The following is a 20,013-nucleotide window of genomic DNA, read 5'->3' as shown; positions in this document are numbered from 1 at the left end:
TTTGGTCGCTTGTTTGCCATGGTATTCCTCCGTTTTCCTAAACATAGCGGAGGACCACTCCAGTGGGGGAGGATCAAAAACACAATTTCCAATGTACGGTACTGCCTTGGAGCACAGTGTAAGTGTGGGGCCCTCGCTATCCATGGTCCGATAAGAAGTGACGGTCTTGGAGTTAGATATCTTGCTCAATCAGAAGAGCCACACTTAGTATTGATGGGTTGCATATGTTCTGGATGTAACAAGAAATTCAATGTGCCAATTTCAGAACTAAAGAAGTATGCTCTTTCGAAAAATGGCGAGGCTTTTGAGCTCGGCGGGGCTGGTGATGCAGTCGCACCATTGGAGGAACACTAATTCCTCCAATTTGGTTAGTGAGGTCTGGCCTAAATTTAATCGCAGAGGTTTTCTCCGATGCGCAAGGCCAAATCCCCTGTCACACGTGAGCTTACTCACTAAGCGCAGAGCAAGCCAAGACATCTACGACGATCATTTTTGCTGAACTCACGCCTTCTTTATTGCTAAGTCTTCCAGCCTTTTACCTGCAGCAACTGCTTCTTTGAACCATACCGGCTGACGGCCTCTGCCCGACCAGGTGAGCGCCGGGTTTTCCGGGTGTGCGTACTTGGGTTTGGCCGGCGCCTTTGGCTTGGATCTTTGGGCCGGACGCTTGACCGATCTTGATGACGGCACAATCTCCGCAAGATCGAAGCCGTGTTGCTTGGCCGCTTTTACAGCAGCGGCAAGAGCCTGCTTCTTCTCCTGTGCTTCAAGCTTCTTCAACTGCTTCTCGGCATCTGCAATCAGCTTGGTGAGATCTTTGCTGGATTTGTTCTTGAGATTAAGTGCCATTTCTGCCTGCTTTTTCGGACCATTTAGTCAGTGCAATAGCCATGTCTCTTTTGGAGTTCAAGGCGAATGATAGAATGGCATTAGGTATGGCACTTTCTCGTATGATTGGCTTTGGACAGCGGCTACGCCGCTGACACTATTTTTGCGCGTGGGTGTACCCACGCTTGGAACCTGTCTTTCAGCTTACATCAAATCCGGCGACGCCTCCGGCTGCGGCGCAACAGGTTTTACCCGTAAGGCGTTTTCGCCGAAACGTGGCCGTTTCGGAAACGCCTAAACGGTCCCCCACAAAACCTGTTGCCCCGTCCCCGGCCTTTGATCGAGCCGTCCTGATAAGGACGCGCTCTGCGAGCGCGGTTTTCCTTGTTTGTTTTAACAGGACGCTCGCCGCTGGGCAGAGGTTCAAGCGCAACTCTTACAAAGGAAAAAACTCATGCTTGAACTCAACAAAATCCATTGCGGCGATGCCAAAGACTTACTCGGAAGCGTAGCAGACCAATCAATTGACCTGGTGGTGACGGACCCTCCTTATCTGGTGAATTACCGTGACCGCGACGGGCGGCGCGTTGCCAATGACGATAATCCAAACGGGGTGTTGCCCGTCTTTAATCCGCTCGCCCGCGTCATGAAACGCGATAGCTACCTTATTTCTTTTTGCGGATGGTCAGCCCTGCCTGCGTTTGGCGCCGCATGGCAAAGTGCGGGCCTACGGATTGTTGGTCATTTTGTATGGCACAAACCCTATGCCTCACGAACCAACTATGCGCGCTATTGCCATGAGAGCGCCTATATTTTGGCAAAGGGAAACCCGAAGAGGCCATCCCGCCCCATCAATGACGTTCAAGAGTGGGTCTATTCCGGTAACAAGTTCCACCCAACCGAGAAAGCCGTCGAAATCCTCACACCCCTCATTCGGTGTTTCTCCAAACCCGGTGACACAGTGTTGGACCCCTTTGCGGGCTCTGGGTCCACCTGCGTCGCGAGTCTATTGAGCGGGCGTCAAACACAGGGCTTTGAACTTGATGCAAGGCACTCTGCAAAAGCAAGCAATCGCATAACGGGTGCGCTGCGTTACATTGAGAGACGGGAGCAAAGTCGGATGGTAGCCTAGGCACTCATTCAAACGACAAGCGACAAGCCATCACATTGCAACAAGTGAACACCGTGCCAGCCGATAGCAGCTGGCACGGCAAAAGGCGTTTCTTGGAAAAATCGCGCGAAGGCCCGGATCGGGCCTTCGCCCAAAGCTGTGCAGGAAATGAAGCAAGACAGGCATTTGTTATGGCAATGGTCATGGCGCACACGCCCGCTCATGCAGAGCCAACCCCAGAAGGTGCGCAATCCATCACGGTGCGCGGTGCGCTGAGCATCTTTGACGGCGATACCCTTGAGATCGGACCACTCCTGATCCGGCTGCACGGGATCGACGCACCAGAAAAGGGGCAGCGGTGCAGTTCAAAGGATGGTGGGACATGGCGTTGCGGCGCTGCTGCAATCAATCGGCTCACAGTTCTTATCGCGGATCAGGACATCACCTGCGAAGCGCTCAGCCGCGATCCGTATGGTCGGATCATCTCCCGGTGCGAAGTCGACGGCGAGGACATCGCGCAAACCCTGATCGAAGAGGGTCTTGCCTGGGCCTTTACCGAGTACAGCGATGACTATGTGTCGTTAGAAGGTACCGCGAGGTCTCACGCAATCGGCGTTTGGCAAGCTGAGACGCAAACACCGTGGGACTTCCGCAACGACAAATGGAACAGGGCGCTCGCAGAGGCCCCGGATGGTCGCTGCCCGATCAAGGGCAATATCAGCTCCGGCAAGGACAAGCAGAAGATCTACCACACACCATGGTCACCTAACTACACCAACACCAAGATCGACACAGACGCCGGAGAACGCTGGTTCTGCGATGAGGCGCAGGCGCTCGCCGCGGGATGGCGGCCAGTGGCAGGTAGATAGGCTACTAGTCTGAGGATGAATCCGCAGAATTTTTTGCGATAACCGTATTGTAGCGCTGATCCTATTCTCGGAGAAAGCAGGGCCGTACTTGACGACCCCCAAGTACTGTTTGATACGTTATGCTTCGTTGGAGCGAAGCGATTGCGGCACCTCTTAATCGGTGATAAAATGATTAACTTATCTTAGCGAAATGCGATCCCGATTTATTGTAGGCGATGTTTCTTTTGTCAAGGAAAAAGGATTAAAGAGTGACAGTCTCCGATACACCTTGGAACAGCCTCGAGATAGCGAAGCTTGTGGCTAACTTTGCCATTCCTGCTGTACTTTTAATGCTCGGAATCTTAGTATCTCGCATCGAGAAAAAATTCGAGCAGCGGCTTGATCAGCGAGAATTCAGCCGGTCATGGAAGAAAGACATCTATGACGAAATTGCACCAGATCTTAATTTGCTCTTCTGTACATTCAATTACGTCGGGCCCTGGAGAGAATACAATCCCGAAAGCATTATCGATGCCAAGAGACGCATCGAGGAGAAAATATTTGCATATTCTCCCATCTTCACTGCGGCGACGATGAAAAAATTCAATGATCTGATGGCTGGAGCTTTTGAGACGGGACGTGGTCGAGGTACGACACTACTGATACGGAGCAATTTCGATATGTTTGCAGAATCTTCAGCTGTTTGGAAAGAGGAGTATCAGGAAATGTTTGTAAAAGAGAGTAAACGCATTACTAGAAAGGAATTCAATGCACTTTATGATGACTTCCGAGAAGCACTGTTCAAGGATTTGGGGTTTCTGTCTTAAAGGGCTAATATGTCAACCATCGAAGCCGAGATCCTCGGCTGGAACGAAAGTAGCTGATGGGAACAGATCTGAGATATCCTGACCAATCAAGTCAAGTGACTCATTTGGCGCGCTGACGAATGACACCAAGTCCCGGATCGGGACACCATCGATGCTCTCGAGGACCCAGCAAGCGTTTAAATATCCTTGGCTTCGACCAATCTTGGCTTGTATTTCCCTCCTTTGCAGCAACCGAGACCTCCTGTTTTCATCCTTGTAGTCTGCATGATCACCAAGGGAATACCAAAAAAGACTGGGATGAAAATGCTGTACGAGCCGCCATTCGCGCTGTTGAAAGTAGTCGAGAGCCACTCCCGTTTGCAAATCATCAGACGATTGGAACAGGGTAAGTACTATCTCTAAGTGATCTAGCAAGTAGATGGCTGGCAGCCGATGAAAATTGAATGGCTCCGTTAGAAGGTCCAACTTGAATTTGCTAAGCGAGTTGGCCAACTTGAAGGCTGGGAGCTCCGATACCTTCTTTCCAAGAATCTCCGACAAGTCTAACGAAGCAAGGTCCGTTGTATCGTCGTATTTGGAGTAGGCGTGCTCTAACACGAGAAGCGACGTCATGACGTTTCGTAGGTCGTATAGTGATTGAATAAGTTGCAGACTGACACCAATTTCTGCTGTGGAGTCATCGGTTGAAAGAAAACCCTGGCTATCAGTAGGGCTATAGTAAATCGTTGGCATGAGGCCAATTCTTCTTCCCACTTCATCTGAAAAACCAATAGTGAAAGGACCGAACACATCAGCGTGGGAGACAGCGACTTCGGTCTCTGCAGTAGTTTTCTGGCTGTAGTTCTTGTAGAGCTCATTTGGCTCCAGAACGGTCACGCAAAAACGACTTTGTGAAAACCGACCCAGATCTGAGGGCACTAAGGCTCCACCTCCGCCGAGTGTACGTGTAGAGCGAGAGGAGAAGGGTAACCACTCGGGAGTACAAAGAAGACCGTATTCGGATATCGACACAAGTGTATCTACCCCCCTTGACAGAATCGTGAGGTTCTCCGAAGCTTTACTTTTTACGAATTTATCAGCCCGAGTTGCGAACTTTCTTGGAAAACTATGGAAGAATTTCATGCGAATCCAATCTGTATCAAACTGCTTTACAGCTACTACTTTGGCAATGATCCTATCGGTCAGCCAAGCACTTGCTGGACTTACAAACCTTATTGATCCCATCTCACGGAGTCAAAATCTCGCCACCAAGAATATCGCTCCGCGAGCCGCTTCTGCTGTGTTCGGAAGCGGGGGAAATCGGGTTGGAGGCGGCGTGTTCATAGACGGCTTCTTCACGTTCTTCGCCCCGAATGGCGAATTGTCTGAGAAAGTGTCATTATCTGACGTGGAGTTGGAGCGTATCGACGGCGGGGGCCTAGCGTTGGTTCACAGCGACCTCAGATACAAAGTTGAGTTCCATCCCGGCGTGGAATGTCCCATAGCACAATTCATAGAGCGCGGTGGCAAACTACTCTACTCCCTGCCGCCAATCGAAGACACTGAAGAGCTTGCCCGCCTAGGTATGGTTTTTATACCTCAAACCAGCTCTTTTTCGAGAGTCTACGTCGCACGCGAGTTTGCTAAACCGGGAACGGTGGATTTCTTGCCGCTTTTGAGGCGCATGGACTTTTTTGAAGTAAAATCAGTATGGGTAGAATCCAAACTGTTCCCGAACGACCCAAGCCCGGAAGATTTCGGGGGAATCTTTGCGCGATACGCTACGGAACTCATGTCGGAGGTCGAGAGCATATCATTTGCCGAGTCAGTTAGTAGCTACTTTAATGTAATGGAAAGTGATCTGATGAGCGCATATCTCGTGGCTGAAGAAGCGTCACTTAAACTTAGCTCGACGCCACTGCGCATTCACTGGCGGCAAGACCCCTCCGGTACGACCCTAAGTGAGATTTCAGTCTTGCCCTTTGAAACTCTGGCAAATGAGCCTTTGTGGGAGCCCACTGCAGGACCATACGCAGTCAGCCAGCTTGACGTTTTAACGATGTACAATTTTGCAAGCATACTGAAGTCATTCTACCATCACGATCCTGCCCGGTTCACTGATATTCGGGAAGTGCTATGCAATTAAGTCCTGCGCAATGCGCTCAGATTGCAGTTATTATTTGAGATTTAAGGCGATAGCGGCATACCACAGGATGTACCGTTAGGGATAGGATCCCGATAGGCTCAACCTTAAGGTAGGGGTAGTTCTTAAACTGGCGGTGACCAAGATTTCTGGGGCTTATTACTACTGTGTTTTGGGAAATTGAGAGGTATGGATACGAGCTGATGACCTCTTAGATCGCAGACGCTCAACTTACGCGGACTTCGGCGTTCTGATCACACGTCTCGATGAAGTCCTCCCTTGGCGTCACGCTGCTCAAGCAGCGTAAGAGGGGTCATGCTCTAGCCAAACAGGGTAGGTTCGACGGACGAACACTGTTATTCAAAAGTCTCTTTGGTGGAAAAAAATGTGTTATACAGCATGCCAATATGGAGGATTCATCATTGCAGTATACAACTTTTCGCTTTTTACTATTGGTATTCGTCATGTCGAGTGCTTCGAACATGGCACAGGCAAGTAGCGAGCGGGTTTTCGGTCCAAAATTCAACGACATGCCGAATATGCATTCGGCGGATGTCAGCTATCCTATCGCTGCAACGACAACGCGCAAAATTTGCATACACGGAACGCTGACCGAGAAAAGCGCAGTCTTGCTCGCACAGGCCTGTAACATGACCGGCTTCAATGCTTGTGGAACTGCTTGTGACGTTCGTTGGAGAGCTTGTACCGCTAGTCTTTCCGGGAATTCACCGCTGGTCCAACAATGCCGTGCAACTTACAATACTTGCGTTCAACAATGCAGAAATCAGTACAACTGCAACTAGTGCTAGGAACCAATTGACGGCAACTTACTCCTTCCTTTTCCATCAAATATATCCACATGAACACCGTAGTTGGTCTGGAAGCGCAATAATTGTCCCGTTAAATCAACACCGTGCTGATTGACGTGCTCTCTTCAAAATTTCTCGGAACCAGTGGGCATGGCCTTATCGACCATGCTCCACCAACTCGGACCAACCCAAATCAAGTCTTATTAAGGAAGGTGCACCCAGTTAGCGGGAAGTTGAAGTGGGTAAAGGATGGTGCGTTGCTGTTTTTCGGATTGTAAGTCACTTCAAACTCAAACCGGTCGTCAGTGATATCGTATTCGAACTCAATGAACGGGTTCGCATGATTTGTCCACTCTTCTGACTTAGTCAAGTATTGTTGAAGGATTAGCATGCCTATGTTTTCTCCACCCGGTCTTTCCATTCGCAGCGTGACTTGGAAATGTGAAGAAACACAGATTATGAAGGCCTTGGGCTCAAACTCAAAGGTGTCCGCGTCGACGTCAGCAAAGGCGTCTTGCGGTAGGGCTAAGACGAGAAACAGGGCAAATCGTTTCATTTGGGTCTCTATGTTTGAAAGGGTTAAGTAAGGTTAGCCTCTATCATCGGGGAAGGACAACGTTATGGAACTGGTTCTTCCGCGACCGACGCGAAATGCGGGTCCTTCAACCACGTATTGGTCGTATGAGCGTTCATCGCATTTCTTCGCGCAACCTGAGCCATTGACACACCTGGAACCAACGTCCGCTGGCGAATCTCCTGTTTCTCATCATCCGACCAGATTCGACGCTTCCATCGCTTGCCCTTAAATCCGCCTCTTAGTGCCCACTTGCTCTAATGAACACTTAGCGCACTCAGCATGGCCTCGCTAGGTCGGGTTCAACGGATGCTCACCCATAAGTATCCAATTGAGCTATGCAGCGATCCGAACGCATAAGTGCTGTACACGTCTATAATCTGCGCCACTTATGTGATCGACATACATCCTGAACTTTCACCGCTCCAATACCGATTGGCTTACTTGATCGAGTTGTTCCTGTCTTCTAAATTGACCGAAACGTTTTCGGTCCTGGCCCAAAGCTTGGGCTTGCGCTTGCAGGTGGTCCCGGTCGCGCTGGTTGGATCGTTTAAGGTGGCGACGTTCTTCAAGATGCCGGAAGATCAGATCATCACTTTGCTTTTGATGGCGGAGATGCGTCTGCCAGGCAGCCTGCTCGTTCTCAAGCCGAATACGTTTGTGCTCTCCGCGCAGGCGGTCCCATAGGCCACTTAAGCCTTGCCGGAACCTAGATTGACGTATGCGTGCTTCTGCCGTGCTGCGTTCGTTCAAACGAGCCTGGAGTTTTTCCCGTTCACGCTTCTGTTGCTCTTTCAGGCGCGCTTGCTTCTTGGCTTGGGTACGAGAGAGCGCGTCTCCTTGCGCTGCCAAGTCCTCCTCCCAACGAGAAAGGGCCGTCTTCATCTGACGTGCAATTTTGGCGTTAGTCTCTTCGACACTGGCATAGCCATCCGGCTTACCAACCTTCCCGCGTACATCTTTGGTCTTCACCCCCGCCCATTTGGGAACGGCATAGACCTCGCCTTGAACATCAACCGCGACGTAGCCACGTCGGTCTCCCCGGGCCAGGTAGAAGCCTTTCTCCTCCAGCGCACTTGCGAATGACGCCGCATCATCAGAGCATTGCCACGCTTCCCGAAAAACGCGCTTGATGTCGCGTGGATCTTTCTTGGCCCGCTTTGCTTGCTGCCACTCAGCAAGCGTAAAGTTGGTCGGGTTGCGGTTCTCCCTGTCCCGCAGCCCTTTGGGCAATCGCCAGTGATGCTCAAGGAACAGATCCTTTGAGAGTTCGGTCAGACGGTTGTGATAGAAGGGCAGATTGATCGCTTTCATCTCTTTCACATCAATGCGCGACCAAACAACATGGGCATGACGCCGACCGTTCTTCTCATGGAAGACAATCGCACGGGGTTGACCCACAAGACCGAGGCGTTCCTCTGCGGCGGATATGGCGGCTTCAAAAGCGGCTAGAGACACATTCTCTGTCTCAGGTGGATTGAGACTGAGCGAAAACAGAAACTGCCTGCACTGCGTACCTTTAGCGATGGCCTCTGCTTCTTGCACCGCGCCACGCATGGTTTCAGACACAAATCCCCGCAGCTCATGCAACTCCACGTGATCATTCTCGATCATGTTGGATAAGTGAGCTGCCAGCTTCAGTCCACCACCGCGCTGGTTACCATTCAGGATCATGATGCTTCCGTGTCTTCGTAGCCGAGCGCACGCATCACTTCCGCTTTGATCGCCAGAACGGCGGCACAGGCGTTCACGAGTTCTTCTTCGGTCTCCGGCGTTACAGGCAGCGCTCCTGTTTGAGCCGCCTTCGCCAGCTCTCTCAGACTGCTGGCTGCTTCCATAGCACCCAGCATGCCCAAGACCTGCGCAAGTGCCGCATGATCACGAACCGGCAGGGCCTTGGCTGATGGTTTTGGCTTTTGACCACCTTTGAAGATCTGGCTCTTCACGTAGCGATTGAGCGAGACCCCTGCTGCAGCCTCTTCCAAGGCAGCACGTTCTTCTGCGTTCAAACGAAGAGACAGAGGCGCCAGACGCTTCTTCCTGGGTTTGGCCAGCTGACGGCCAGCGCCCTCAAAAGCATTTACTAGCTTTTTCGGTGCTGGAAGACTGCTCATGGCTGCACCTCAGGTGATACTAGGGCTGATGCCGCCGAACAATCCTCTTCGCATTTTTGACCGTCGAGCTCCGAATTTATGTGAAATTCAAAGCCTTTGAGTTGTTCTTCCCAATCTGCTAGTGTCTCGAAAAAGGTGTTCGAGCTTTCTCCCCGCAAGCGCACCACAGCCGCTTCGGACAGAAGCGATGGGATTCCGAATGCCGCTACCATGATGTAGTCGTTTCGAGAAAACGATGGGAATATCTGGTGCTGTCGCCTTGCCCATACGAATAGGGGCTTCTCCAAAACAATGACTGCCTGTGCTGCAAAGTCTTGGACGACGGTCGTTTTGACCGGGTGACGGAAGCGTCGGCGGTGCCGGTCCATGATCTCGACTGCGCCACTTTCGAGGGAACCGCGCTGTGCGTGTTTGAGACCCATTTTTTATTTCCGGCTGACGCAATTGGTTGCACTGAGGTTTGGGAGTCGATGTGGGTTGCGGAGAGGGTTGGCAGCGCCGGGTGCCGTCTTGCCCTGAGGTGTTAAGGCAGCGGTCGCGCAACGGCCGGGGACGGGGTTTGCGCCGGACGAGGGCGCGGGGTCGGCTGGCCTTGGTTTTATGGAAAATGCGACGTCGGTATCACGTCGGTATTGTGTCGGTATCACGGCGGTGCGCGCATCGGCATTTTGCCAGATGCGCGCCTTTCTTAACGCTTTGGTGAGGATGGTTGCGCGACGCCCTAACCCAGCGGACGCCGCCCGTGGTGCAACCCCGCGTACCTCGGAGACATCGGGGCGGTACCTGTCACAAATGGCGGGCCCGCCCAAGGATCAGGCCGCAAGACGAGTGCGCGGCGGGCAAATCAGGCGGTGCGGCCAATCCGCTTGTCGGCCATCCGCACATAGAGCCGGTTCAGCGGCTTTTCGAGCCGCGCCAGCGCCCCCGCGATCTTGTTGGTCAGCGTCCGGTTGCCGCCCACCAGCGGCACCCGGCGCACCAGCGGAATGAGCACCCCCTGACGGCGACGCATGGGCCAGACGGCCTCGCGGTTGCGGACATAATCGGATTCCGTCTCCAGCCGCCATTTCTGGATGAAGTGATTGAGGCTCTTCTTGGCGTGGGTATCGCTCCACCGCAGGCAGAAGAACGGCCAGTCCGCCACTTCCAGCGGGCGCGCGCGGCACGGAAAGACATAGGTCACCACGGAAGCCGGTTCAAACCACACCGTCTCCCCCGCGGCGCGCAGGGACATGCCGAAATCAATATGCTCCTTGGTGGAGAGCATTTTTTCATCCAGCGGCCCAATTTTGTCAAAGACGTCGCGGCGCGCCAGCACGCAGTGGAATTCGGTAAAGCCGGTCTCGGTGCGCTCCAGACTGTCCTCCCAGCTATCCAGCGGCTCACCATGGCCGCGCATCACCTCGACGAACTTGCGCTTGGCGGGGGCCTTGACGTCAAAAAAGCTCTGCATGGACTGGGAGCCATCGACGAAATCACCGCCCGCGTGGTGGATCTCCTGATGTGCGGGCAATCCCTGGCAGGTCAGGGGCGCCACGGCGGCGGCGCCGGTCTCCTCCGCGCAGCGCACCAGCGCCTGCAGCCAGCCCGGCGTGTAGAGCACATCGTTGTCCACGAAGGCCACGTATTTGGTCTTTGCCGCCGCACAGCCGATGTTGCGCGCCTCGTTGGGGGTCAGAAACTCAGGGTGGCGGATCAGGTTGAACCCCCGGGCCTGCGCCTGTTCGGCCAGATAGCTTTGCGTCGCCTTGGGAGAGCCGCCGTCCACGACGATGACGTCGAACTGGCCTTCGGTCTCGGAATAGAGGCTTTCCAGCGACTCCTGCGTCATGCCGAAGCGTTCGCGTTGGGTCACGATTACGGTTGCAAGAGGCGTCGTCATTGTCTGGTCTCCTTATGAATGGCCTTGTAATATGCATCAATTGTCCGGGCTGCGATCACCGGGCGGCTGTATTCCGCAATCACCTTTTCCCGGCCGACAGCACCCATTTCGCTGCGCCGTGCCGCGGATGTCCCGGCGATCTTTGCCATCGCCTGCGCCAGCGCCTGCGGGTCACGCTCCGGGACGAGGAACCCGTTGGTGCCGTCCTCGACAAGCTCCGGGATCCCGCCGTGACGCGTGCCGATCACCGGCAGGCCGGTGGCCAGCGCCTCCTTGAGGGTGTTGACGGGGGCGTCCTCGTCCCCTGATTTGGCGCGCACGCTGGGTGCGACGAAGAGATCGACGCTGTGGAGCATCTCCAGCACCGCGTCGGAGGGGGCAGCCCCGCGCAGGGTGACGCTGTCGCCCAGATCATGGCGCTGGATCTGCGCTTCGAGATCGGGGCGCAGCGGACCTTCGCCGATGATGTCGAGGGTCGCAGCAACGCCCCTGTCGCGCAGGGCGGCCACCCCGTCGATCAGATCGCCAAACCCCTTCTTTTCCACCAGACGGCCCACGGCGCCGACGCGGAGCGTGCCGGACGGCTGTCGTGGCGTCGCGGGCGGCGCGAACCGATTGGTATCAATGGGCGAGCCGATCACCACCACCCGGTCGGGATGGCAGCCAAGCTCGATCGCGCGGTCGGCGAAAAAGCGGCAGTTCGCCACGAACATATCGCCTTCGGCAAAGACACGGGCCAGCGCGTCGGGTCCGTGTTGGGCGGTATATTGGCTGACATCCCAGCCGCGCAGATGCACGACGAGGCGGGAGAAGCGCAGAATCCCCATATCGCGGTAGCGCAGTGCCATCATGCCGAGGGTTGCGAACTGACAGTGCAGCACATCCACCGGCTCGGCCTGCGCAAAGGCCGCGGCCCGGCCCAGCAGGTTGCGGGCGTGGTGCGGGTGTCGCACCGCGCGGGCCATGAGCCGCAGCGGCGGGCGCCCCTGCAGGGTCTGGCGCGCGAGAAACCGGGCGATCTGTCCGACGCCGCCCGCGGGTTCCACCATGCGCCGCGCCAGATCCTCGCCCGCCGGGTGACCGTGCAGCAGGCTGGGATCCGCACCATCGGATCCGGTGGCGAGCAGGTGCAAAGGCACCCCCGCCGTGCGGAGTGCTGCGGCCAGTTCCACCACAAAGGTCTGGCTGACCACGGGAAACGCATCGGCGAGCAACTGCACGCGCGGCAATGCCGCCCCTTTCGGCACATCGGCAAGAATATTCACACACACCACCCCGTTGACACACCCGGTTTTGACTATAGAGCCCGGGACGGGATATGCTAGCAGATGTGGTCCGTTGAGAGCGCAACGGCGCGATTTCCCGTCACCAGAGATCAGAATCTGATCTGTTCCGAAGGATCCCGATGCGATGAGACGTTTGATTGGTATCTGCGCACCGCACAAAGGGCCGCGCGCGTCCGCGGCACCCGTGATCTGACATGTCGGATCCCCATGTCTCCATCATCATGCCCGCGCACAATGTGGCAGCCTTCGCGGGCGAGGCCATCGCCTCCATCGCGGCGCAGACGGCGGGCGGCTTTGAGATGATCGTGGTGGATGACGGATCCACCGATGCGACGGCGGAGATCCTGCGCCGGGCACAGGCGGCGTGGCCGCGGGAGGATGCCCCGCTCGGGCTGGTCTATCAGGACAATGCCGGGGCCGCGGCGGCACGCAACCGCGGTGTGGCCGAGGCGCGGGGCGCGTTGGTGGGCTTTATCGACGCCGATGATCGCTGGTCGCCGGAAACACTTGGTCACCTGGTTGGCGCGCTCGATGCTTTTGCCGACAGTGACATCGCCTGCCCCCGTTACCGGCGCATTGATGAGGCCGGTGTCGAGGTCAACTATCTGGGGGAGCCGGTGCAAAAGGCGCAGCCCCCGGGGGGGGAGACCATGCCGCCCCGCCGGTTCGACGCTGTGGAGACGCTGATCGAGATGCCCGCCCAGAGTGCGACGGGCGTTCTGGTGCGGCGGGCGGCGCTGGTAGCCGGAGGCGGCTTTGACGCGGACCTCAAGTCCAACAATGACGTGGATTGCTGGCTGCGCATCCTCTGGACCCGGCAGTCGTCGCTGGTGCAATGTCCCGCGGCGCTGGTGGATTACCGGATGAGATCGGCGCAGATCACCTCTGACGTGCGCCGGATGCAGGACGGGCACGCGCGGTTTCTGCGCAATCACCAGCCGCTGTTGCAGGCGATGGGGCGCCGGGCGCGGCGTCACCACTTCGGTCTGGTGCGCGCCTATTGGGCGCTGCTGGCGGCGCGGCAGGGAGACCTGGGCACGGCGTTCGGTCACTGGCTGCGGGCGCTGGTTTATGCCCCGCGGCTGGCACTGCCGGGGACGCTGGGCTCCAGCGCGCTTTTTGCCATGGCCAAGTCGATCCTGCCGCGGACACTGTGGCACGGGCTGAGCGCCGCGCGTCGGCGGCTTCGGTCCTAAAGCACGCCACATTCAACCTGAGACACCCAACATTCATGCTAAAGCGCCGCCCCAAAGGGTGGCGCAATCGCGCGCCCGTTTTGCCAAAGGCAAACCTCCGGTTTTACGGGGGCGGAAGGTGCTGTGCAACAGTGCCTGTTGCGCAGGTGCTCTGAGCGAAGCAGAGTGTCGCAAGTTGAAGATTGGATGCTTCAGGACACTCACCCCCGGCGCAGGCGCTCCCAAGGGATCGCGCGGAATGCCTTGCGCGCCTCAAAGAACAGCGTGTGCTGCATCAGCGTGGCGGCAATCACAAAGCCCGCCATCGCGGCAGCACCGCCGACGGCGAGTTCCAGCAGCGCGTGAGTGCTCTGCAGGGCGTATAAGGCCAGTGCCGCGGGGCCCACGGTGAAGACGGTCAGCAGCGCTGATTTCATCAGCAGGCTGCGCATGTCACCGTAGGCATAATCGGTGGAGCGGCCAAAGGCGCGGGTCTGCCGGGCGCCGTTGATCACCTGAGCGATAAAGAGCCCCAGGCACACCGCCTCCAGCGAGATCAGCGCGCCGAGACTGGCCAGCGCCCCGCGGATGATATGGTGCTGGACGTCGAGCCGCGCGCCCAGCCGCAGCTCGCCGAGCGCCACGAAAAGCGACTGGCTCATGTTGGTGAGCGGCTTGGTAATACCCATCAGCGCGAGCAGTTGCACGATGACGGGAGCGGTCGGCCAGCCCGGCCCCAGCACCACCCGACACAAGGGGTCCGCCATCAGCGCGATGGTCGCAAACGCAGGCCAGATCAGCGCCGAGAGCAGCTCCACCTTCTTGAGATAGATCGCGGCGGGGGCATGGCCCTTGTCCACCGCCTGGGCGAAGGCGGGCAGGACCACCGGACTGAGGCTCGCCAGAAAGACGCTGTCAAAGAGTTTCACCACCTGGTTCGCGCGGTTGTAGATGCCCAGGGTGGCCACGCCGAGGAAGGCGGAAATCGCGCTCATCATGCTGAGATCACCGAGATAACGCACCACCTGGGTCGCGCTCAACCGGCCCCCGTCGGCGATGAGGGTGGACCAGCCTGTCAGCCGCGGCGCCGGGATCCTCTCTTGCCTGCGCGCGGCGGCAAAGAGCCCGAAGGACACGATCTGTTCTGCCAGAAGACCCGCGGCAAGCGCTGCGGGACCGGCATCGTAGAGCGCGGCCAGAATAGACACTCCGCAGCGGGTCCAGGCACCGATGACATTCACCACGGAAATCAGGCCGAACCGCATGCTTTGCATCAGCGGGATGTTGAACAGCAGATCGAGCGGCCCCATCAGGATCGACGCGGCCAGAACCCAGAGCGCCAGATCCATGGCCGGTGGCGCGACGCTGTCGGGCAACACAAAGGCGATGGCAGCAAAGGCGCCGCTGACGACCACGGCAGAGACCAGCGCGAGGCCCACCGCCTCGCCGTGGCGGCGCGGGTCGAGATGCGTCTCCTTGAGCAGCAGCGACTTGAGCCCGAGATCGGCGAGGGCGACCGCGATCCAGTAGCCCACGGCAGCGAGCGCAAAAAGACCGAAATCCGTGGGGGTCAGCAGTCGCGACAGGACCACCAGCCCGACCGCATGGGCCACCAGCACCGCCGGTCGGCTGAGCAACCGGTCGCGGATGGCGACGCGCAGGCTCATCGGGCGGCCCCGCGACCGGCACCGGTGGCGCCAGAACATTCACAGTGACACGTGCTGCGCCCCCCGCGGAGGACAGGATCGCCTGCATTGCGCACGGCAAGACCCGGGCCGCCGGGCTTGCCGACGGGGGCGGGCCGCCCGTCCGGCTCCCGCAACGACACCCTGCAGTCTGTCATGCTGTTCCTTCGCTGATGCCCGCGGGGACGGGACAGAATGAACCGGAAACGCGGACGCTTTGACGCGCCACGGCTCCGACATTTCCCGTTCCATGTTCGGGGGATTCGCACCGGCTGTCCACGGGCATCGCCCTCGACGTGCGGAGCCCCGCCGGTGCACCGCTGCTTTTTGCCGCCAAAGGTCACATGCGCCTTTTTTTCGATCACAAAGCCCCCCCCATGCCAGCCGGTTACCGCTGGTTTTGCCCCGAATGTCATGTCGTTGTCTTCCAACCGCGGCAGTTTACCTAGATACTAAAGGAGGGGTTACAGAGTGGATGTGTAAGTATGCCAAAGGGCGATAGCTTGGTGACGGTCGTTGTACCGGCGTACAACGCCGAGGCGACACTGGACATGACGCTGGACAGCGTGCGTAACCAGACTCATCGCAAGCTGGAAATCATCGTTGTCGTCGATGGCGCCACCGATGACACCGAAGCGGTCGCCCGACGCCACGCGCGGGAAGATGCGCGCATCAAGGTGATGGTGACACCCAACCGCGGTCTGGTGCCGACCCGAAACACCGGGGCGCGCGCGGGCTCCGGTGAGTTCATCGCACCTGTGGATGCGGATGATGTCTGGCACCACGAAAAGATCGAAAAGCAGCTGGCCGTCTTTGACGAAGGCGGGCCCGAGATGGGCCTCGTCTACACGCTGTTCAGGAGGATCGACACCTGGTGCTATCTTATCCGCGATGGCGCCTATACCTGCTGGTCGGGCCGGATCTTCGGGCCGTCCCTGCTTTATAACTGTGTTGGCAACGGCAGCTCGATCCTGATCCGGCGCAGCGCGTTCGAACAGGTCGGCGGCTACAATACTGACCTGAACCGGCTGGGGTGCGAGGATTACCTGCTACAGGTGCTGATCTCGCATGACTGGACCATCGGGGTGGTGCCGGAATACCTGACCGGCTACCGCTACGATGATGCGTCCATGTCCCGCAACCATCTGCGCATGGCGCAGGCACGGCTGAAGATGCTGGAGATCGTGGCGCTGCGGCACCCTGATGTGCAGGGCGACCTGATGCGTCTTGCCCAGTCCCAGGCCATTGCGGAGCTCGCCATCGCGCAAGCGCGTCATGGCAAGCTGGTCCGGGCCGTGTCAGCCTTTGTCCGGGCGGGGCAGATCAACACCATGTCGACGGCGTCCTACGCCGTTTACCGCATCCGTGATTTCAGCTACCGCTTTGTGCGCAACGCGGGCACCCGGCTCAGGCGGGAAAAGCCGCCCAAGTTCCAGCACCTCAACCCCCGTGTGCGCTATTCCATCCAGTTCAACCCGCGCCGGTCGCGGACGATGCGGCGGTTGCTGCGTCAGAGCAACCTGCCGACCGAACTCTGACCGGGCGGCAGGGTACCGGGGATCCGCGCCGCTAAAGCAGAAAATCCCAGGCGGTGTAATCCGAGGCGGACAGGGCGCTGCCATCGTGGATCTCGATCGCGAGGTCGATCCGGCGATCGTCATTCGTAAGCGCAAAGACCGTGGTTTTGCCATCGACATTCTGCAGCCAGAGCGTCCCCGCCCCCTTGGCCAGCGCATCCGCTGTGCTGGAGACCCCGATAAAGTTGAACGCATCCGACCCGGCGCGGGTTGTGTCCGCGTCGATGCCCGACAGATCGATCACGTCGCCGCCCGCGCGGCCGACCCCCTCCATCCAGGCGATCACGTCCGTGGACCAGGGGGTGGACGCACCGGCGTCGCGGAACACAAAGGCATCATCGCCTTCCTGCCCACGCAGGAAGTCGACGCCGAAGCCGCCTTCGAGCCGGTCGTTGCCGGTGCCGCCGATCAGACGGTCCCGCCCTGCCCCGCCGACCAGCCGGTCCGACCCGGCATCGCCCCACAGCAGATCATCGCCCTGCTCGCCCCACAGCGTATCGTCGCCCATGCCTCCGGCGAGCCGGTCATTGCCGTCACCGCCGTTCAGACCGTCCTGGCCCGCGCTGCCAAAGAGCCTGTCGGCACCCGCTTCGCCAAAGAGCATGTCGTTGTCCGCATGACCGAGCAGCACATCGTTGCCCGCACCGCCGCGCAGCGTGTCATCGCCATCGTTGCCCGCCAGCCGGTCATTGCCGTCATCGCCGAACAGGCGGTCGCGACCGATCCCGCCCGTGACCGTGTCATCGCCCGCACCGCCACGCAGCACGTCATTGCCAAGGCCACCGTGCACCGCGTCGGCCCCGCCAGCGCCCAGCAAGGTGTCATTGCCCTCGTCGCCCTGCAGGATGTCGTCATCGGCGCCGCCATCGACAAAATCGTCGCCCGTGCCCGCCTTGACCACATCCCGACCGACACCGCCCCAGATCGTATCGCTGCCGGCGCCGCCGCCGAGCGTATCGCGGCCCTGCTCGCCATAAAGCGTGTCGTCGTCATCGCCGCCCCAGAGGGCATCATCCCCGTCCCCGCCCTTGAGCGTGTCAACGCCCGCGTTGCCCTCAAGACGGTCGTTGCCGGTACCGCCAAAAAGCGTGTCATCGCCATCGCCGCCAAAGGCCTTGTCGTTGCCGGTGCCCGCGCGGATGCTGTCCTTGCCCGCACCGCCGTAGAGCGTGTCATGGCCGTCATCGCCGCGCAGATCGTCGGCGCCCGCCGCGCCCAGCAGCAGATCGTTGCCATAGCCGCCGCCGATCACATCGTCGCCGGTGCCGCCGTCGAGCCGGTCGTCACCGGCATCGCCCCACAGCTTGTCCCGCCCGGCGCCGCCTTCGATCCTGTCATTGCCGTTTTGACCGTTGGCCTGGTCGTCACCCGCGCCCAGAATGATCCTGTCAGCACCGTCGCCGCCGTAGGCCCGGTCGTCGCCCGCGTATCCCCGGACCGTGTCGTGCCCGTCCCCGGCCCAGATCGTATCCTTGCCGTGACCTGCCACAATGAAATCATCCCCCGCCCCCGCAAAGATCACATCATCGCCGCGCCCTGCGTTGATGGTGTCCGCGCCACCGTAGGCCGTGATGGTATCGTTGCCCGCGAGGCTCCATACACGGTCGCTCCCCGCCGTGCCCTCGATGGTGTCATCTCCGCTCAGGTCCCAGATCTCGGAACGGTCCGTCGACGGCACCTGCCGGACCTGAAGCGCGGCGGTCTGGTTGCCGCTGAGCGTGACCCCCGAATTCTCCCAGATCGCACTGCCTGAATTCGCAATCTGGTTGTCGGTGATGGAGATGTCCTTGGAAAAAGCGCCGATATTCCCAACACGAATCCCGTCGGATGCGGCACCGTCGATGGTGTTGGAGCGGATGCTCACCCGCTCTATCGCGCCCGCGCCGCTGTCATCCACGTGACGGTAGAGCAGGATCCCGAAGTTCCGCACCTCGGAAATGTCGTTTCCGACCACGTCGATATCAAAGAGGTTCGGGTTTTCGGGATCGCGGCGCGCCTCGCGGGCGATGACGATGCCGTCCTTGACGCGGGAGACGTCGTTGCCGCTGATCACGACATTTTCAACCGTCCGGCTGCCAGCGTCGATGTAGATCCCGTAGTACTCCACATCATGCACGGTGTTGTCACTGATGCGCCCGTTCTTGGCCCCTGCCTTGACGTCGATGCCGTATTGATCGGTGTTGTGCACGTGGTTGTTCGCGATCACGAAGCCATCCACACCGGCGCCGAGGGTAATCGCCTCGTTCCGGCCATTGGGTGTATTGGTATTGGTGACCTCATTCCCGCGGATGGTCACATCCTGAAGATAGTAGGTGTCGAGGGCGACGAGCCTTTCCATGTTCACGCCGTTGACGTGGATGCCGGAGTTGCCGGTGGTATCGACCCGGTTGTTTTCAATGAGGATGCCGCGGCTCACCTCGGCGGATCCCTCCACATAGAGGCCGAAGTTGGGCGCGTTCTTGAGGTCAAATCCCGACACGGCGACGTGGCTTTGCCCCGTGATGCCGATCAACGCGTTCACGCTGGCCCCCTGGCCATCAATCACCACATCGCGCTGACCTGACAGCGATTCGATCCGGATCGGGGCCTCGGCGGTGCCGGATGTCTTGACCTCGAAGGGGCTGTAGGTGCCTGCATCGATGCGGATCGTGTCCCCAGGGCGCGCAGCCGCCAGAGCAGCGGGTATGCTGGTGAAAGTGGCGTCGTGCTCTGCGTTGGTCCCGCCGCTTTTCGAGACGAGAAGGGATCGGCCTTGCGCCATGTCGCTGCTCCATTGATATACTTAAGGGTGAGTGAGTCGGATAAAATCGCGTTATACGAGCATTTTGAACAGCGTCCAGAGGTGTTCTGACGGGTTTTGAGACAGGCGCAATGCAGCGCGACGTCAATTCGCCTGAAGGGGGGAAAATCCGCTGTAACCTGCCGATGCCTGACCGGTGAACCGGCGTGTTTGCGCGGATTTTAGGCGGCGCGCACAGTCACGCGATGTTTATGGACGACAGATGCCGCCTTGCGGATCAGGTTCCGGGACTTTTTGGGGTCGTCTCGGCATCCCGAGCAGCGATCTGCTTCCCGAACTGGGGGGCTATTGCCCGCGGGCCCCGTTGAACGACCGAGACTGCAGGGTGCCCGTACCGGGTGCCAGACGGGAAAGGTGGCGTTGGTACCAAACAGG

The 20,013-nt window shown here is 58.5% G+C and carries 17 protein-coding genes; 7 read left to right on the top strand and 10 right to left on the bottom strand.

Features of this window, described 5'->3' with window-relative positions; all coding sequences use genetic code 11:
- A partial coding sequence (locus tag Q1A53_RS21155; RefSeq protein ID WP_299970593.1) for a hypothetical protein occupies positions 1-354 on the top strand: 354 nt, incomplete at its 5' end.
- Positions 355-501: 147 nt separating this feature from the next.
- Here the strand turns inward: Q1A53_RS21155 and Q1A53_RS21150 are convergent.
- On the bottom strand, positions 502-849 hold the full coding sequence (locus tag Q1A53_RS21150) for an H-NS histone family protein (RefSeq protein WP_299970590.1): 348 nt from the start codon (positions 847-849) through the stop codon (positions 502-504).
- Positions 850-1,282: 433 nt separating this feature from the next.
- On the opposite strand from Q1A53_RS21150, the gene Q1A53_RS21145 reads away from it, so the two are divergent.
- From Q1A53_RS21145 to Q1A53_RS21135, 3 genes are all read left to right on the top strand, one after another.
- A complete protein-coding gene (locus tag Q1A53_RS21145) occupies positions 1,283-1,960 on the top strand; it encodes a DNA methyltransferase (RefSeq protein WP_299970587.1) in 678 nt (225 codons plus the stop codon).
- A gap of 182 nt (positions 1,961-2,142) precedes the next feature.
- Positions 2,143-2,808 carry a thermonuclease family protein gene (locus tag Q1A53_RS21140; RefSeq protein WP_299970583.1) on the top strand — a complete coding sequence of 222 codons (666 nt, stop codon included), beginning with the start codon at positions 2,143-2,145 and terminating at the stop codon, positions 2,806-2,808.
- A gap of 248 nt (positions 2,809-3,056) precedes the next feature.
- Positions 3,057-3,614 carry a hypothetical protein gene (locus tag Q1A53_RS21135; protein WP_299970580.1) on the top strand — a complete coding sequence of 186 codons (558 nt, stop codon included), beginning with the start codon at positions 3,057-3,059 and terminating at the stop codon, positions 3,612-3,614.
- Positions 3,615-3,626: 12 nt separating this feature from the next.
- Here Q1A53_RS21135 and Q1A53_RS21130 read toward each other — a convergent pair whose 3' ends face one another.
- Entirely contained in the window at positions 3,627-4,490 is an 864-nt protein-coding gene (locus tag Q1A53_RS21130; protein WP_299970577.1) for a hypothetical protein, read from the bottom strand.
- Positions 4,491-4,653: 163 nt separating this feature from the next.
- Here Q1A53_RS21130 and Q1A53_RS21125 point away from each other — a divergent pair, with 163 nt between their 5' ends.
- Positions 4,654-5,739 (top strand): hypothetical protein, encoded by a 1,086-nt coding sequence (locus tag Q1A53_RS21125; protein ID WP_299970574.1) that lies wholly within the window; start codon positions 4,654-4,656, stop codon positions 5,737-5,739.
- Between the two features lie 999 nt (positions 5,740-6,738).
- Here Q1A53_RS21125 and Q1A53_RS21120 read toward each other — a convergent pair.
- The 6 genes from Q1A53_RS21120 to Q1A53_RS21095 form a co-directional block, all read right to left on the bottom strand.
- Positions 6,739-7,101: a hypothetical protein gene (locus Q1A53_RS21120; protein WP_299970571.1), complete on the bottom strand. Its 363-nt coding sequence runs from the start codon at positions 7,099-7,101 to the stop codon at positions 6,739-6,741.
- A 435-nt stretch (positions 7,102-7,536) separates the two neighbouring features.
- The gene (locus tag Q1A53_RS21115; protein WP_299970568.1) at positions 7,537-8,793 is read right to left on the bottom strand and encodes a relaxase; all 1,257 of its coding nucleotides are present in this window, start codon (positions 8,791-8,793) and stop codon (positions 7,537-7,539) included.
- Positions 8,790-9,233 (bottom strand): hypothetical protein, encoded by a 444-nt coding sequence (locus Q1A53_RS21110; RefSeq protein ID WP_299970566.1) that lies wholly within the window; start codon positions 9,231-9,233, stop codon positions 8,790-8,792. The genes Q1A53_RS21115 and Q1A53_RS21110 overlap by 4 nt, the downstream gene beginning before the upstream one ends.
- Positions 9,230-9,655: a hypothetical protein gene (locus tag Q1A53_RS21105; protein ID WP_299970563.1), complete on the bottom strand. Its 426-nt coding sequence runs from the start codon at positions 9,653-9,655 to the stop codon at positions 9,230-9,232. Before Q1A53_RS21105 ends, Q1A53_RS21110 begins: the two co-directional genes overlap by 4 nt.
- A gap of 422 nt (positions 9,656-10,077) precedes the next feature.
- The gene (locus Q1A53_RS21100; protein WP_299970560.1) at positions 10,078-11,115 is read right to left on the bottom strand and encodes a glycosyltransferase; all 1,038 of its coding nucleotides are present in this window, start codon (positions 11,113-11,115) and stop codon (positions 10,078-10,080) included.
- Positions 11,112-12,380 (bottom strand): glycosyltransferase, encoded by a 1,269-nt coding sequence (locus Q1A53_RS21095; protein WP_299970557.1) that lies wholly within the window; start codon positions 12,378-12,380, stop codon positions 11,112-11,114. Before Q1A53_RS21095 ends, Q1A53_RS21100 begins: the two co-directional genes overlap by 4 nt.
- Before the next feature lie 215 nt (positions 12,381-12,595).
- Here Q1A53_RS21095 and Q1A53_RS21090 point away from each other — a divergent pair, with 215 nt between their 5' ends.
- Positions 12,596-13,597 (top strand): glycosyltransferase family 2 protein, encoded by a 1,002-nt coding sequence (locus tag Q1A53_RS21090; RefSeq protein WP_299970554.1) that lies wholly within the window; start codon positions 12,596-12,598, stop codon positions 13,595-13,597.
- A 200-nt stretch (positions 13,598-13,797) separates the two neighbouring features.
- Here the strand turns inward: Q1A53_RS21090 and Q1A53_RS21085 are convergent, their stop codons facing one another.
- Positions 13,798-15,243 carry an oligosaccharide flippase family protein gene (locus Q1A53_RS21085; RefSeq protein ID WP_299970551.1) on the bottom strand — a complete coding sequence of 482 codons (1,446 nt, stop codon included), beginning with the start codon at positions 15,241-15,243 and terminating at the stop codon, positions 13,798-13,800.
- A 503-nt stretch (positions 15,244-15,746) separates the two neighbouring features.
- Here Q1A53_RS21085 and Q1A53_RS21080 point away from each other — a divergent pair.
- Positions 15,747-16,799 carry a glycosyltransferase family A protein gene (locus tag Q1A53_RS21080; RefSeq protein ID WP_299970549.1) on the top strand — a complete coding sequence of 351 codons (1,053 nt, stop codon included), beginning with the start codon at positions 15,747-15,749 and terminating at the stop codon, positions 16,797-16,799.
- A gap of 31 nt (positions 16,800-16,830) precedes the next feature.
- Here Q1A53_RS21080 and Q1A53_RS21075 read toward each other — a convergent pair whose 3' ends face one another.
- Complete coding sequence (locus tag Q1A53_RS21075) at positions 16,831-19,599, bottom strand: right-handed parallel beta-helix repeat-containing protein (RefSeq protein WP_299970546.1); 2,769 nt, start codon at positions 19,597-19,599, stop codon at positions 16,831-16,833.
- Positions 19,600-20,013 lie beyond the last annotated feature (414 nt).

This window comes from uncultured Roseobacter sp., assembly GCF_947496515.1.
Lineage (GTDB): Bacteria > Pseudomonadota > Alphaproteobacteria > Rhodobacterales > Rhodobacteraceae > Roseobacter.
This window is presented reverse-complemented; position numbering and strand designations above follow the sequence as displayed.